The organism is Streptomyces piniterrae (assembly GCF_005048155.1).
Lineage (GTDB): Bacteria > Actinomycetota > Actinomycetes > Streptomycetales > Streptomycetaceae > Streptomyces > Streptomyces piniterrae.
The window spans coordinates 1-14,151 of sequence record NZ_SUMB01000019.1; the positions used below are offsets into that span (position 1 = coordinate 1).

The 14,151-nt window shown below is 72.0% G+C and carries 14 protein-coding genes; 5 read left to right on the top strand and 9 right to left on the bottom strand.

Annotated elements, in window-relative coordinates; translation table 11 throughout:
* Window positions 1–622: sensor histidine kinase (locus FCH28_RS36280; RefSeq protein ID WP_136744687.1), on the bottom strand; the 622-nt coding region annotated here is incomplete at its 3' end.
* A 6-nt stretch (window positions 623–628) separates the two neighbouring features.
* Window positions 629–1,282, bottom strand: a complete 654-nt coding sequence (locus tag FCH28_RS36285) for a response regulator transcription factor (protein WP_136744688.1) — start codon at window positions 1,280–1,282, stop codon at window positions 629–631.
* A gap of 317 nt (window positions 1,283–1,599) precedes the next feature.
* On the opposite strand from FCH28_RS36285, the gene FCH28_RS38445 reads away from it, so the two are divergent.
* Window positions 1,600–1,773, top strand: a complete 174-nt coding sequence (locus FCH28_RS38445; RefSeq protein ID WP_169314347.1) for a hypothetical protein — start codon at window positions 1,600–1,602, stop codon at window positions 1,771–1,773.
* A gap of 82 nt (window positions 1,774–1,855) precedes the next feature.
* Here FCH28_RS38445 and FCH28_RS36290 read toward each other — a convergent pair whose 3' ends face one another.
* Both FCH28_RS36290 and FCH28_RS36295 read right to left on the bottom strand, forming a co-directional pair.
* Window positions 1,856–2,689, bottom strand: coding sequence for an inositol monophosphatase family protein (locus tag FCH28_RS36290; RefSeq protein WP_136744689.1), 834 nt, complete (start codon window positions 2,687–2,689; stop codon window positions 1,856–1,858).
* A 45-nt stretch (window positions 2,690–2,734) separates the two neighbouring features.
* The gene (locus FCH28_RS36295; RefSeq protein WP_136744690.1) at window positions 2,735–3,922 is read right to left on the bottom strand and encodes a ferrochelatase; all 1,188 of its coding nucleotides are present in this window, start codon (window positions 3,920–3,922) and stop codon (window positions 2,735–2,737) included.
* Between the two features lie 170 nt (window positions 3,923–4,092).
* Here FCH28_RS36295 and FCH28_RS36300 point away from each other — a divergent pair, with 170 nt between their 5' ends.
* Together FCH28_RS36300 and FCH28_RS36305 are read left to right on the top strand one after the other, a co-directional pair.
* A complete protein-coding gene (locus FCH28_RS36300) occupies window positions 4,093–5,349 on the top strand; it encodes an MFS transporter (protein ID WP_136744691.1) in 1,257 nt (418 codons plus the stop codon).
* Window positions 5,350–5,549: 200 nt separating this feature from the next.
* Window positions 5,550–6,911, top strand: a complete 1,362-nt coding sequence (locus tag FCH28_RS36305) for a D-arabinono-1,4-lactone oxidase (protein ID WP_136744692.1) — start codon at window positions 5,550–5,552, stop codon at window positions 6,909–6,911.
* A gap of 90 nt (window positions 6,912–7,001) precedes the next feature.
* Here the strand turns inward: FCH28_RS36305 and FCH28_RS36310 are convergent, their stop codons facing one another.
* The gene (locus tag FCH28_RS36310; RefSeq protein WP_136744693.1) at window positions 7,002–8,042 is read right to left on the bottom strand and encodes a hypothetical protein; all 1,041 of its coding nucleotides are present in this window, start codon (window positions 8,040–8,042) and stop codon (window positions 7,002–7,004) included.
* Window positions 8,043–8,538: 496 nt separating this feature from the next.
* Here FCH28_RS36310 and sepH point away from each other — a divergent pair, with 496 nt between their 5' ends.
* On the top strand, window positions 8,539–9,603 hold the full coding sequence (gene sepH, locus FCH28_RS36315; protein ID WP_136744694.1) for a septation protein SepH: 1,065 nt from the start codon (window positions 8,539–8,541) through the stop codon (window positions 9,601–9,603).
* A 114-nt stretch (window positions 9,604–9,717) separates the two neighbouring features.
* Here the strand turns inward: sepH and FCH28_RS36320 are convergent, their stop codons facing one another.
* Window positions 9,718–10,566, bottom strand: coding sequence for a sulfurtransferase (locus FCH28_RS36320; RefSeq protein WP_136744695.1), 849 nt, complete (start codon window positions 10,564–10,566; stop codon window positions 9,718–9,720).
* Window positions 10,567–10,816: 250 nt separating this feature from the next.
* Here FCH28_RS36320 and FCH28_RS36325 point away from each other — a divergent pair, with 250 nt between their 5' ends.
* Window positions 10,817–11,599, top strand: a complete 783-nt coding sequence (locus FCH28_RS36325; RefSeq protein WP_136744696.1) for a VOC family protein — start codon at window positions 10,817–10,819, stop codon at window positions 11,597–11,599.
* A gap of 22 nt (window positions 11,600–11,621) precedes the next feature.
* On the opposite strand, the gene FCH28_RS36330 is transcribed toward FCH28_RS36325, so the two are convergent.
* The 3 genes from FCH28_RS36330 to FCH28_RS36340 form a co-directional block, all read right to left on the bottom strand.
* Window positions 11,622–12,287 (bottom strand): thymidine kinase, encoded by a 666-nt coding sequence (locus FCH28_RS36330; protein WP_136744697.1) that lies wholly within the window; start codon window positions 12,285–12,287, stop codon window positions 11,622–11,624.
* Between the two features lie 62 nt (window positions 12,288–12,349).
* Window positions 12,350–13,540: an alkaline phosphatase family protein gene (locus FCH28_RS36335; protein WP_136744698.1), complete on the bottom strand. Its 1,191-nt coding sequence runs from the start codon at window positions 13,538–13,540 to the stop codon at window positions 12,350–12,352.
* Window positions 13,540–14,133, bottom strand: coding sequence for a DUF5998 family protein (locus tag FCH28_RS36340; RefSeq protein ID WP_136744699.1), 594 nt, complete (start codon window positions 14,131–14,133; stop codon window positions 13,540–13,542). The genes FCH28_RS36335 and FCH28_RS36340 overlap by 1 nt, the downstream gene beginning before the upstream one ends.
* Between the last annotated feature and the right edge of the window lie 18 nt (window positions 14,134–14,151).

Genomic DNA, 14,151 nt, shown 5'->3' on the forward strand with positions numbered 1-14,151 from the left:
AGCGACGTTGTGACTCGAAGGCCCGGTCGAGACGGTCCAGCATCTCGTCGAAGGTGTCCGCGAGCTCCTTGAGCTCGTCGTCCGGGCCGCCCAGCTCGATCCGCCGGTGCAGATCCGAGCCGGCCACCCGCTGCGCGGTCCGGGTGATCCGCCCCAGCGGCGACAGCACCCGCCCCGCCATCGCGTACCCGAAGGCGAACGCCACGATCGTCAGACCCATCAACGCCATCAGGGAGCGCTGGAGCAGGATGTCGAGCGCGTCCGCCCGCTGGTGCAGCAGACACTGGCTGACTTCGCTGTTCAGCTGGGGGACGTTGGACACCGAGGACAGCCCCGGGCAGGTGCTGCTGAAGATCTTCAGCTGGTCCGCCTCGATGATCCTGAAGGGCAGCTGGCTGCCGGAGCTCAGGGCGTTCGCGGCCAGCATGTAGATGATCGTGAGCAGCACGATGCCCGCCATCAGGAACATCCCGCCGTACAGCAGGGTGAGCCGTATCCGGATGGTGGGGCGCAGCCAGGGGAAGGGCCGGACGCTGACCGGCTTGGGGTCCCAGGTGGGCTTGGGCGGCGCGGGCGGAGGCTGGCCGGACGCCGCCTTCGAGAACGAGGGCAGGGAGGGCATCGCCGGTCAGATCCGGTATCCCGAGCCGGGGACGGTGACGATCACCGCGGGTTCGCCGAGTTTGCGGCGCAGCGTCATGACCGTGACCCGGACGACGTTGGTGAAGGGGTCGGTGTTCTCGTCCCAGGCCTTCTCCAGGAGCTGCTCGGCCGAGACGACCGTGCCCTCGCTGCGCATCAGGACCTCCAGGACCGCGAACTCCTTCGGCGCGAGCTGGACCTCCTTGCCGTCGCGGAACACCTCGCGGCGGTTGGGGTCGAGCTTGATGCCGGCCCGCTCCAGGACGGGCGGCAGCGCGACCGTCGTACGCCGCCCCAGGGCGCGCACCCGGGCGGTCAGCTCGGTGAAGGCGAACGGCTTGGGCAGGTAGTCGTCCGCGCCGATCTCCAGGCCCTCCACCCGGTCGCTGACGTCGCCGGAGGCGGTGAGCATCAGGACGCGGGTCGGCATCCCCAACTCGACGATCTTGCGGCAGACGTCGTCACCGTGGACGAGCGGGAGGTCGCGGTCGAGGACGATGACGTCGTAGTCATTGACCTCGATCCGCTCCAGGGCGGCCGCGCCGTCGTAGACCACGTCGACGGCCATGGCCTCCCGGCGCAGTCCGGTGGCCACCGCATCGGCGAGCAGCTGCTCGTCCTCGACGACGAGAACACGCACGTCGCTAGTCCTTCCTCAGGGCCCTTTCGGGCAGGCACAACAATCTTGCAGAGCCCTTCCATCCTGCCCCGTTGCGCCATAAACCGGCGGTAAGAGGGGGTGCGGAGGGGTGGAGCCCGATTCGGGCGGCCCGATTGGCGGGATTCCTCCACAGGTTGAGGTTTCCCTGAGGTTACGGGTGGGGAGGACGACTGCACACCCGCGATCACGCCCTGTATGGCGCTACGTCACGACCTGATCCACCGCAGGGACAACGCCGTGATCACCCACCCGTCGGCACACCCCCGTGCCACCGACCCACGACGAGGGGGCGCACCATGGACGCGTTCACCGCAGGCATTCTGCAGCGCATAAAGAGCACCGAAGCCGATCTGGACCGGGCCCGCGCGACGGGCGACGAATTCCTCGCCGAGGTCGAGCAGGGAGAGCTGGACGACCTGCGACGCCTCGCCGACGAGCATGGCGTGAAGGTCGGAGCCAGCACCCGCTGACCTCCCGGCCGCACCCGTCTCGACTGCGCCCCGGCACCGTCCACACGGTGCCGGGGCGCTGTCGTGTCCGCTTCCGGGACGGTCAGTCGTGCCAGGCGCCGAGCTCGTCCAGGAGCGGCTGGAGCTCCTCGAAGACGGCCGGGGAGGCGGCGACGGTCAGCTCGTGGGAGGCCACCTCGCCGGGCCGGCCACCGGTGAGCGCCCCGGCCTCGCGGGCGATCAGCACGCCGGCCGCCAGGTCCCACGGGTTCAGACCGCGCTCGTAGTAGGCGTCGAGCCGGCCGCAGGCCACGTCGCACAGGTCGATCGCGGCCGACCCGGAGCGCCGGATGTCGCGCACCTGGGGGATGAGCGCGCGCACCACGTCGGCCTGGGCAGCGCGGCGGTCGGCGAGGTAGCCGAAGCCGGTACCGACCAGCGCCTGGGAGAGCGGCGGCGCGGGCCGATGGTGGACGCGCTCGCCGTTGTTGAACGCGCCGCGCCCCAGGACGGCCTGGTACGTCTCGCCGCGCATCGGGGCGGCGACGACCCCGACGACCGTCTCGCCGTCCTTCTCCGCCGCGATGGACACGGCCCAGGACGGCAGTCCGTAGAGGTAGTTGACGGTGCCGTCGACCGGGTCGATGACCCAGCGCACGCCGCTGCTGCCCGCGACACTGGCGCCCTCCTCCCCCAGGAAGCCGTCGTCGGGCCGGTGCTCGGCGATGAAGCCGGTGATCAGCTTCTCGGAGGCGATGTCCATCTCGGTGACGACGTCGATGGGGCTGGTCTTGGTGGCGGCCACGCCCAGGTCGGCGGGCCGGCCGTCGCGCAGGAACGCGCCCGAGCGGCGGGCGGCTTCCAGGGCCAGTTCCAGGAGTTCGTCGTGCAGCGGGTTGTCGGGCTGCGGCGGGCCGGGGTTCAGCGGGTCGGGCACGATGCTCCTTGCTCGGGCGAGCGGTGGTCAGGGGGCTTGCGGGACCTACGGGGCGGGTGCCGGGGCCTCGGCGGGCCCCTGCCAGTCCGCGCCGGCGGCGGCCGGGCGCGGGGCGCGTGCGGGGCAGCAGCCGACCGGGCACAGGTCGTGGGAGGCGGCGAGGGCGCCCAGCGCGCAGCGCTCCGGGGAGCGGCCCCGTTCCGTCGCCGCGCGCTCCAGGAGGAGGTCGCGGACGGCCGCGGCGAACCGGGGGTCGGCGCCGACGGTGGCCGACCGGGCGACCGGCAGCCCCAGTTCGGCGGCCTTGGCGGTGGCCTCGGTGTCGAGGTCGTACTTGACCTCCATGTGGTCCGAGACGAAGCCGATGGGGGCCATGACGACGGCGGGGACGCCCGCGCCGTGCGCCTCCTCCAGGTGGTCGCAGATGTCCGGCTCCAGCCAGGGGATGTGCGGGGCGCCGCTGCGGGACTGGTAGACGAGCCGCCACGGGTGCGCCACGCCGGTCTCCGCGTGTACCGCGTCCGCGATCACCCGGGCCACATCCAGGTGCTGGGCGACGTACGCGCCGCCCTCGCCGTCCTGGGTGTGGTCGGCGGGCGCGCCGGAGGTGTCGGCGGCGGCCGTGGGGATCGAGTGGGTGGTGAACGCGATGTGGGCGTCGGCCCGTACGTCCTCGGGCAGTCCGGCGAGCGAGGCCAGCACGCCGTCGATCATCGGTCGGATGAAGCCCGGGTGGTTGAAGTAGTGCCGGAGCTTGTCGACCCGGGGCACCGGCAGGCCCTCGGCGTGGAGGACGGCGAGCGCGTCGGCGAGGTTCTCGCGGTACTGGCGGCAGCCCGAGTACGAGGCGTACGCGCTGGTGGCCAGGACCGCGATACGGCGGTGGCCGTCATTGACCATCGTGCGCAGCGTGTCGGTCAGATACGGCGCCCAGTTGCGGTTGCCCCAGTAGACCGGCAGATCCAGGCCGTGCTCGGCGAAGTCCTTGCGCAGCGCGTCCAGCAGTTCGCGGTTCTGCGCGTTGATCGGACTCACTCCGCCGAACAGGAAGTAGTGCCGGCCCACCTCCTTGAGTCGCTCTCTCGGGATGCCGCGGCCACGGGTGACGTTCTCCAGGAACGGGACGACGTCGTCGGGCCCTTCCGGGCCGCCGAAGGACAGCAGCAGCAGGGCGTCATAGGGGTCGATCCCCCCCGCGGAGTGGCTGAGGGAAGCTTCGCGCTGTTCGGGCATGTCGTCGATCCTGCCACCCTTCCTCCGGATACGGCGGGCAGGCCCCGGCACGCCTCGGCCGGCGAATCGGGCGACGAAATCCGGAGGCGTCCGGCGAGCCGCCACCCGTAAGCTGTATCGGCCCGATTCATTCCTTACCGATCTTCGGTCCTCACCGGCGGAGCACCTCGTTGCCCAGTCCCTACCGCGCCATATTCGGCCGCCCCGGCACCAAGTCGTTCTCCGCCGCCGGACTCCTGGGCCGTATGCCGCTGTCGATGATGAGCATCGGCGTGGTCACGATGGTCTCCCAGCTGACCGGTCGCTACGGCCTGGCGGGGGCGCTGTCCGCGGCGCTCGCGCTGTCCGCCGCGGTCCTCGGCCCGCAGATCTCCCGGCTGGTCGACCGGCACGGCCAGCGCCGGGTGCTGCGCCCCGCCGTGCTCATGTCGGTCACCGCGGTGGCCGGTCTGCTGCTGAGCGCGCAACAGCGCTGGCCGGACTGGACGCTGTTCGTGTTCGCGGCCTGCGCCGGCTGTGTGCCGAGCGTGGGCTCGATGATCCGGGCGCGCTGGGCGGAGCTCTACCGGGGCTCCCCGCGTGTCCTGCACGCCGCGTACTCATGGGAGTCGATCGTCGACGAGGTGTGCTTCATCGTCGGCCCCATCCTGTCCATCGGGCTGTCCACGGCGTGGTTCCCGGAGGCCGGGCCGCTGCTCGCCGCCGGCTTCCTGGCCGTCGGAGTCTTCTGGCTGACCGCGCAGCGCGCCACGGAGCCGGTGCCGCAGCCGCGTGAACAGCACTCCAAGGGCTCCGCGCTGCGCTCCCCCGGCCTCCAGGTGCTGGTCGTGACGTTCGTGGCCATCGGGGCGATCTTCGGGGCGATCGATGTCGTGACGGTCGCGGTCGCCGAGGAGGCGGGCCACAAGGCCGCCGCCAGTCTGGTGCTCGCGGTCTACGCGCTGGGCTCGTGTGTGGCCGGTGCCGTCTTCGGGCTGCTGCACCTCACGGGGCACGCCTCCCGCCGCTGGGTGATCGGTATCTGCGCGATGGCCGTGAGCATGGTGCCGCTCCAGCTGACCGGGTCGCTGCCGGTGCTGGCGGTGGCGCTGTTCGTCGCGGGGCTGTCCATCGCGCCGACGATGGTGACGACCATGGCACTGGTCGAGGAGCATGTGCCGCGGTCGAAGCTGACCGAGGGCATGACGTGGACGAGCACCGGGCTCGCGGTGGGCGTCGCGCTCGGTTCGTCGGCGGCCGGCTGGGTGGTCGATGCCGCGGGCGCCGCCCGTGGCTATCTCGTACCGTGTGCGGCAGGGGCGCTCGCCGCGCTGGTGGCGGCGGCGGGCCACGGCCGGCTGCGGCCGCGGCCCAGGACGGCGGCACCGGTCGCGGAAGGCGGCCCGGCCGCCCAGCAGCGGGACTCGCACACCGGGTCGCCCTGCTGACGGCCGTACCCGGCGCGGGTCTGACGGGCTTCCGTGTTACCGGCGGTACGACATGTCCCGGAGCCGGGCGATTCCGGCCGATTCCTTGATCATGTGATTCCCGTCACCCCACCTGGATGTCGCGTCGGTGACTGACATCATGCGCTCACACCAACGGCCGCCGAACCCGGCGGGCCCGCGCGGAGGGAGGGGACGTCACCATGGCAGCCAGCAACGCCGTCGACGGCTCGGGAGGGCGCAGCGCGACCACGTCACCGACACGGCCGTGGCGCAACTGGGCGGGCAATGTCACCGCCCGCCCCGCACGGACCGTGGCGCCCGCGAGCACCGAGGAGCTGGCGGCCGCCGTCCGCGCCGCCGCCGAGGACGGGCTGACGGTCAAGGCGGCCGGCACCGGGCACTCCTTCACCGCGGTGGCCGCCACCGACGGACTGCTGATCCGCCCCGAGCGGCTCACCGGCGTACGGAAGGTCGACCGCGAGGCGGGGACAGTGACGGTGGCCGCCGGCACCCCGCTCAAGCGCCTCAACGAGACGCTGAGCGCGCACGGACTGTCGCTGACCAACATGGGCGACATCATGGAGCAGACCGTCTCCGGGGCGACCAGCACCGGCACCCACGGCACCGGCCGCGACTCCGCCTCGCTCACCGCCCAGATCACCGGCCTCGAACTGGTCACCGCCGACGGCACGGTCCTCACCTGCTCGGCCGGGGGAAACGAGGAAAACGCTGCCGTCTTCGCGGCGGCACGGCTGGGCCTGGGCGCGCTGGGCGTGATCACCGAACTCACCTTCGCCGTGGAGCCGGAGTTCCTGCTGACGGCCCGCGAGGAGCCGATGACGTTCGACGAGGTGACCGACCGGTTCGACGAACTGGCCGCCGAGAACGAGCACTTCGAGTTCTACTGGTTCCCGCACACCGGCAACTGCAACACCAAGCGCAACAACCGCAGCCAGGGCCCGGCGGCACCGCCGGGAAAGGTCAGCGGCTGGGTCGACGACGAGCTGCTGTCCAACGGCGTCTTCCGGGCGGCCTGCGCCGTGGGCCGGGCCTTCCCGGCCGCGATACCGGGCATCGCCAAGGTCTCCAGCCGCGCGCTGTCGCCCCGTACCTACACCGACATCCCGTACAAGGTCTTCACCTCGCCGCGCCGGGTGCGCTTCCTGGAGATGGAGTACGCGGTGCCCCGTGAGGCCGCCGTCGCGGTGCTGGCCGAGCTGAAGGCGCTGGTCGAACGCTCCGACTTCAAGATCAGTTTCCCGGTGGAGGTGCGCACCGCGCCGGCCGACGACATCCCGCTGTCCACCGCCTCGGGCCGCGACACCGCCTATGTCGCCGTGCACATGTACCGGGGGACGCCGCACCACGCGTACTTCGCGGCCACCGAGCGGATCATGACGGCGCACGGCGGGCGCCCGCACTGGGGGAAGCTGCACACCCGCGACGCCGGCCACCTGGCCGACGCCTATCCGCGGTTCACCGAGTTCACCGCCCTGCGTGACCGGCTGGACCCCGAGCGGCGGTTCGCCAACGACTATCTGCGGCGGGTCCTGGGCGACTGACCGGCGGCCCCCGGCAGTCGCGGCCCGGCGCCCCACCTCCGGGGCACCGGGCCGCTGCCGTCACCGGTCCTCACCGCTCGCCTCCCCGTGTCACGACCCGTTCGGGTCCTGGCTCTGCTGGGAACCGGTGTCCTTCTGTTCCTGCTGAGCACCGGCGCCCTGGCCGTCGTCGGAGTCGTCGCCCGCGCCGGAGCGGCTCGGGGACGGACTGACGGACGGGGACTTCCCCGGGTCCGGCGAGGTCCTGCCGCCGTCGGACGGTGTGGGCGTCGGTGACGGCGTCCCGCGACCGGGATCCGTGGACGGCTCGCGGCTGCCGTCACCCGTGCCGTTGCCGGTGGAGCGGTCGGGGTCGGGCGACTGCGGGGTGCTGGGCCGGTGCCGGCCGGAGTCGCCACCGGTGGTGAGGTGGCCCAGCGTGGTGCCCTTGTCGCCGCTCGGTGTCTCGCCGGTGATCAGCTCGGTGGCGGTGACCGCGCCCATGGCGAGGACGAAGACCGCGAGCGCGGCGAGCGCCGGCCGCTTCCAGCCGCGCAGCCGGGTGCCGTACACCGTGGAGCTGACCTCCGCGGCGTCCGCGGCCCCGTGTGCCACCGCCGTCGCGCCGCCCGGCCGGTGAGCCGCCCGGCCCGCGAACATGGCCGACTCGTCGAGGCGGGGAACCAGCTGCGCTCTGTCGTTGGGCCGACCGCCGCCGGGGTGCTCGCCGCGCGGGATCAGCTGTGTACGGTCCGTGCCGGGACCGGGAGTGCGGGCCGCGACGGACGTCATCTCGTCCGGCGCGCCCTGTTTGTCGAAGGTGGGCAGCACCATCGTGGGGTCGGCGCGTCGCGCGCCCCGTGTTGTGGATCGGGAGTGGGAATCGGAGGAGCGGCGCGGTCTCGGCCGCGTGTTCACGGTGGCTTCCTTGAGCTGCTCGCCGGTGCGCCGGAACAGATGCTGGAAAATCGAACCGCCGGTCGTGGCCACGACACTGACCACACCCGCGCCGATGATGGTTCCGTAGACGCCCAGCCGGCCCGCGAGGAACGCGGCGACGGCCGCCGCGAGCGCACTGCCCGCGACCTGAGCCACGCTCAGGTCGATCCGCTTCTCCTTCTTCTTCGTATCGGTTTCGGTTTCTTCGTCCATCTCCAACCTTTGATTGCCCCTTCGATCCATCTTGCACACAGAAGGGACCATTTGGCGGAGTGAGTAGTTCCGAATCTGGGGCATCTGTGAACCTCGCCACCCGAGCCGCAGGTAGAGAGGTCGACAAGGCGACCCAACTCCACTGGTCCAGCAGAAGTTCAGCGGCGCGGCGGTCCACCTCGGTGGCCCGAATGGAGTACTGTGGCGAGCCCTGGCCCCGGTTCCCGTCGGGCTGCCCGGACCCGGGGGAGGGGCCCTGAAGGCGGCACTCACCCCGCGGCGCCGCCGCTCTGTACGGGTGATCGGTGACAGGGCAAGCGGCATGGTCACTGAGCGTTGCGAACTGGTAACCGTGTCATAACGGCGTTTCTGGGCCAAGCCACGACACGCCGGGTAACTCGGCAATGTTGTGGCAGGCTGCACCCGGGCAGGCCACACTCGACTAGCGGAAGCAGCGACGCACGTGACGTCGGCAGGCACCACCCGGGAGGTCCCCATGCCCGAACTGCGTGTCGTGGCCGTCTCCAACGACGGCACACGGCTGGTGCTCAAAGCTGCGGACAGCACCGAGTACACGCTTCCCATCGACGAACGGCTGCGCGCCGCCGTCCGCAATGACCGCGCGCGGCTGGGCCAGATCGAGATCGAGGTCGAGAGCCACCTCCGACCACGGGACATCCAGGCGCGGATACGAGCCGGTGCCTCCGCTGAGGAGGTCGCACAGCTCGCCGGCATCCCCGTCGACCGGGTACGCCGCTTCGAGGGCCCGGTGCTCGCGGAGCGCGCGTTCATGGCCGAGCGAGCCCGGAAGACGCCCGTGCGACGGCCCGGTGAGAACACCGGCCCGCAGCTCGGAGAGACGGTCGCGGAGCGGCTGCTGCTGCGCGGCGCCGACAAGGAGAGCGTCCAGTGGGACTCCTGGCGCCGCGACGACGGCACCTGGGAGGTCCTGCTGGTCTACCGCGTCGCGACCGAACCGCACTCGGCGAGCTGGACGTACGACCCGCCCCGGCGGCTCGTGCAGGCCGTCGACGACGAGGCGCGGGCGCTCATCGGCGAGAGCGACGACACGCCCGAGCCGAGCTTCCCGTTCGTACCGCGGATCGCGCGGCTGCCGCGTGACCGGCCGCTGGACCGTGCCCTGGACCGGCAGAGCTCGGACCGCGCCGAGCGCACGCCACCGGCCGGCGACGAGAGCGAGCAGCGGGGCGCCGAGGAGGCCACCGGTGAGCGGGAACGCGAGCGGGATTCGCTGACCAGCCTGCTGGAGGCGGTGCCGAGCTTCCGCGGCGACATGGTCGTGCCGGAGAGCACGAAGACGCCGCAGAGCGAGGAGCCGGCCGCCGAGGCCGAGGTCGAGGAGCCGCCCGCGGCGAGCGCCGGGGCCGGTTCCGCGTACGCCGATGTGCTGATGCCCAGGGCCGTGGCCGGCCACCGCGACCGGCTGACCGGGACGACGGACCGGCAGGCCGAGGCGGACGGCGTCCGTCCCGGGCGCCGGGCCGCGGTACCGAGCTGGGACGAGATCGTCTTCGGCACCCGGCGCAAGAAGCCGGAGTAGCGAGCCGGTCGTCCGCCCGGCGGTTCTCTTGGATCGACGTCGTCCGCCCGCCTCCTGCTTTCCAGGGGGCGGGCGGACGTCGTCGTGCGGGCCTTCCGTGGGCCCTGGCGGGGCTCAGCCCGGCTGCGGGCCGGTGGCCACCGGACGGGACGGGTCGCCGGACCATTCGCTCCAGGAGCCGACGTACAGCGCCGCGGGGATGCCCGCCACCGCGAGGGCGAGCACCTGGTGGGCGGCGGAGACCCCGGAGCCGCAGTAGACGCCGACCTCGGCGTCCGGCGTGGCACCGAAGGCCGCGAAGCGCTCGGCCAGCGCGGCCGCGTCGCGGAAGACCGTGCCGCCCTCGGCGACGTTCTCGGTCGTCGGCGCGGACACGGCGCCGGGGATGTGACCGGCGACCCGGTCGATGGGTTCGACCTCGCCGCGGTAGCGCTCGGCGGCCCGTGCGTCCAGGAGGACACCACGGCGGGCCAGCGCGGCCGCGTCGTCCGCCGTCAGCAACGGCAGCGAGCCGGGCACCGGTGTGAAGTCACCCGCTCGCGGAGTCTCTTTGTCGACACTCATGGTTCCACCGGACGCCTGCCAGGCGGCGAGGCCACCGTCGAGGACCCGGACGTCACGGTGACCCGCCCAGCGCAGCAGCCACCAGGCGCGCGCGGCGGCCCAGCCCTGGCCGCCGTCGTAGACGACCACGGGGCGGTCGGCACTGACGCCGGCAGCCCGCATGGCCGCCGTGAAGACGGTGAGGTCGGGGAGCGGATGCCGGCCGGCCTTGCCGGGCGTCCCGGCCAGCTCGGAATCGAGGTCCACGTAGACAGCGCCGGGCAGATGGCCGGCCTCGTACTGGGGGCGGCCGGGCGGACCGCCGAGCTGGTAGCGGACGTCCAGAAGCACCGGGGCTGCTTTTTCCGCGGGACTCGCCAACTCGCTCGCGAGTTCGGTAGCGGTGATGATGGCATTCATGGGACTCATCCTTGCGTAGCGATGGCTACGCACAGAAGGTGGGTGCCCACCCTCCGTATGACGGAGTTGCGAGAGCAGGCAACGCCGCCGAAACGGAAGTGAAACAGCAAAACGGGCATTCTCCCTCGCGAACGTGCCAAAGACGGCGCGGCCGGGGCGCACAGCAGATCAGAGGGTGCGAGCATCTGCTCGGGACCCGCGCCCGTACCCCCCAACATGGCCACCACCCCTGGTCCGAGGAGAACTGACGATGACGACCGAGGCAGCGACTCGGCGGATGCCCGGCGCGCCCTGCTGGGTGAGCCTCCTTGCCCACAGCCTGTCCGCGACGCAGGAGTTCTACGGCGCGCTCTTCGGCTGGGAGTTCCGTCCGGGCCCGCAGCATCTCGGTCCGTACTGCCGCGCCTACCTCGACGGCAGAGAGGTGGCCGGCGTCGGCGAACTGGCCCCGGACCGTCAGCTACCGGTCGCCTGGACCACCTATCTGGCGAGTGACGACGCGGATGTGACCGCCGAGCAGATCCGTTCCTGCGGCGGGACCGTAGGGGTCGGGCCACTCGACGCGGACGACGCGGGGCGGATGGCGATCGCCTCCGACCCGCAGGGTGCGATCTTCGGCGTCTGGCAGGGCAAGTCGATGACCGGCGTGGCGCTCAGCGGCGAGCCGGGCACCCCGGTGTGGAACGAACTGGTCACCCAGGAAACCGAAACCGTCGGGCCGTTCTACGAGCATGTCTTCGGCTTCGAGGCGGAAAACCTGGCCGCGGCCGGCTCAGCCGACGTCGACTATCTGACGTTGCACCTCAAGGGGCGGGCGGTGGCGGGCATCCACGGCGTGGGGAACGACCTGCCGCGCGACCGTGGGCCGCACTGGATGACGTATTTCGGCGTCTCGGACACCGATGCCGCGACCCGCCGGGTCGGTGAACTGGGCGGGCATGTGCTGCGGGCCCCACAGGACTCCGCGCACGGACGGCTGGCGACGGTCGCCGACGGCGACGGCGCCGTCTTCACCATCATCCAGCAGCGATAGGCCCACAGCGGGCCGGCCGGGGCTACTTGGGCGCGTCGACCGGCAGGACGTCCGGCGAGAGCGCGGCGGCGCGGGCGGTCGCGGAGGTCTGCCTGCGGCGGTGGTGGCGCCGGCACAGCACCTCGTAACCCACCTCGGCCGGCGGACCGTCCGCCTCGCCGACGACATCGCCGACCACGACCTGCGCGCCCTCGACGACCATCCGGCCATCGACCGTACGGGCGTTGTGCGTGGCCCGGGCGCCGCACCAGCACAGCGCCTCCACCTGCAGGACCTCTATTCGGTCGGCCAGTTCCACCAGACGCTGGGAGCCGGGGAAGAGCTTGCTGCGGAAGTCGGTGGTGATGCCGAAGGCGAAGACGTCCAGTTCGAGGTCGTCGACGACGCGGGCGAGCTGGTCGATCTGTTCGGGGGCGAGGAACTGCGCCTCGTCGACGATGACGTAGTCGACCCGGCCGCCGGAGGTGAGTTGGCCGACGACATGGGCGTAGAAGTCCATGCCGTCCGCCGCCTCGACGGCTTCGGTGACCAGACCGAGGCGGGAGGAGAGCCTGCCGCTCCCGGCCCGGTCGTTACGGCTGTAGATCACGCCCTGCAGACCGCGGGCCGACCGGTTGTGCTCGATCTGCAGAGCGAGGGTGCTCTTTCCGCAGTCCATCGTTCCGGAGAAGAACACCAGCTCGGGCATGGGAAGTTGCGGGCCTTTCGGGCTCGTGAGGACGGGACGGTGCGGGCGCGGGGCGGAGCGGGTCAGGTGCGGACTTCCAGGAGCGGCACCAGCTGCTCCACCGGGGTCATCGAGCCGTGCATCCCGACCATCTCCGATTCACGGGGCTCCCGTTCGGTCGCGATGATCACCATGTCGGCGTGTGCGGCCGCCACCACATCGCCGATCCGGCCGCGGACCCGGTCATCGACGCGCGGGCCGAACCACCCGGCGGCGATGGCCTCTTCGCGGCTGGCCACCCACATCTGCTCGCCGACCACCTCACGCCATACGGCGAGCACATCGGCGGCCGCCCCCGGATGCGCGTACACATGCCGGGCCCGGCCTTCGCCGCCCAACAGGCGTACGCCGGCGCGCAGTTCCCAGTCCTCGTCGAAGTCGATCCGGGAGTCGGGGTCGAAGGGGATGTCGATCATGCCGTGGTCGGCGGTGATGTAGAGGGCCGAGCGCGGCGGGAGTTGCTCGGCCAGCCGCTGCGCGAGCCGGTCGACGTACATCAACTGGCCGCGCCAGGCGTCGGAGTCGACGCCGTAGCGGTGCCCCTTGCCGTCGACCTCGGCGTAGTACGTGTAGACCAGGGAGCGGTCGCCGGCGGCGAGTTGCTCGGCGGCGAGGTCCATCCGCTCCTCGCCGGAGAGCCGGCCGTGGAAGGTGCCGCCGCTCAGCGCGATCTTGGTGAGCGGGGTCTGCTGGAAGTGCGGTGCGGAGACCTGGCAGGTGTGGATGCCCGCGGCGTCCGCCAGCTGGAACACCGTCGGATAGGGCTGCCACACATGCGGATCGGTCCACGGCTGCCAGCGCAGCTGGTTCATCAGCGCGCCGGTGTCCGGGTCCTGGCAGGTGTATCCGGGCAGACCGTGCGCGCCCGGCGGCAGGCCGGTACCGACCGACGCGAGCGACGTGGCGGTGGTGGAGGGGAAGCCGGCGGTCAGCGGGCGGCCGGTGCCGTTGAACGAGGTGCCCAGGAGTGAGGTGAGAAACGGCGCCTCGTCGGGGTGGGCGCGCAGCAGATCCCAGCCGAGGCCGTCGATCAGGAAGACGCAGGCGCGGTCGGCCGGTGCCAGCTCCATCCCCGTGGCCAGGTCCGTCAGTCCCTGTCCCGCGACGATGGTGGGCAGCAGGTCGGCGAGCGAGCCGGTGCCGTAGCGGGGTACGGGTGCGGTGAGCGGGTCGAGCGGTTCCGGCTCCGGCCAGGCGGGGGCGGCGTGGACCATCAGCGGGTGCTGGTGGTGGCGGCGGTGGCCTCGGAGAGCGCCTGGGCGAAGGCGAGCGTCTCGCGGACCGAGTCCGGTCCGTCGCCGGCCTCGCTGACCCGCAGCGAGAGGTCGTCGGCGGTGGAGGAGCCCGTGTAGCCGTGGTCCGCCTCGCAGTTGGGGTCTCCGCAGCTGGCGGGCTCCAGGTCCAGACGGGCGACGGCGCCCCAGCCGATGGTGAGGACGACCTCGCGGGGCAGCTGCCCCGGCGTGTACGACTCGGGGTTGGCGACCACCCGGCTGAGCACCACGGAGGAGATCCGGCCGAGCTTCACGGACTCGGTCGAGGTGGTGGCGTACGGCGACGGTGAGGTGGCGTCCGCGGCCTGCTCGTCGGTGTGGCTGACGATGAAGCGGGTGCCGGTCAGGACCAGGACCGTGACATGGCGGCGGACCTCGTTGGCGTCGAAGGTCGTCTCCTGGTGCACGAGGTACGACACGACCGGCTCGCCGCCGACGGCGGCCTGCACCGCCTCGGATACGAGGGTCGGGTAATAGCCACTGCGCTCGATCGCCGCGCGCAGCCCCTGGGTCGTCGTACCGGTCTTAGCCATGGAGTCCATCTTACGGGG

Excerpts from the sequence above, each read along its gene's own strand:
- FCH28_RS36320 (WP_136744695.1), bottom strand. The coding sequence starts at position 10,566 with ATGAATGCCATCATCACCGCTACCGAACTCGCGAGCGAGTTGGCGAGT.
- FCH28_RS36295 (WP_136744690.1), bottom strand. The coding sequence starts at position 3,922 with ATGCCCGAACAGCGCGAAGCTTCCCTCAGCCACTCCGCGGGGGGGATC.
- FCH28_RS36340 (WP_136744699.1), bottom strand. The coding sequence starts at position 14,133 with ATGGCTAAGACCGGTACGACGACCCAGGGGCTGCGCGCGGCGATCGAG.
- FCH28_RS38445 (WP_169314347.1), top strand. The coding sequence starts at position 1,600 with ATGGACGCGTTCACCGCAGGCATTCTGCAGCGCATAAAGAGCACCGAA.
- sepH (WP_136744694.1), top strand. The coding sequence starts at position 8,539 with ATGCCCGAACTGCGTGTCGTGGCCGTCTCCAACGACGGCACACGGCTG.
- FCH28_RS36325 (WP_136744696.1), top strand. The coding sequence starts at position 10,817 with ATGACGACCGAGGCAGCGACTCGGCGGATGCCCGGCGCGCCCTGCTGG.
- FCH28_RS36330 (WP_136744697.1), bottom strand. The coding sequence starts at position 12,287 with ATGCCCGAGCTGGTGTTCTTCTCCGGAACGATGGACTGCGGAAAGAGC.
- FCH28_RS36310 (WP_136744693.1), bottom strand. The coding sequence starts at position 8,042 with ATGGACGAAGAAACCGAAACCGATACGAAGAAGAAGGAGAAGCGGATC.
- FCH28_RS36335 (WP_136744698.1), bottom strand. The coding sequence starts at position 13,540 with ATGGTCCACGCCGCCCCCGCCTGGCCGGAGCCGGAACCGCTCGACCCG.
- FCH28_RS36305 (WP_136744692.1), top strand. The coding sequence starts at position 5,550 with ATGGCAGCCAGCAACGCCGTCGACGGCTCGGGAGGGCGCAGCGCGACC.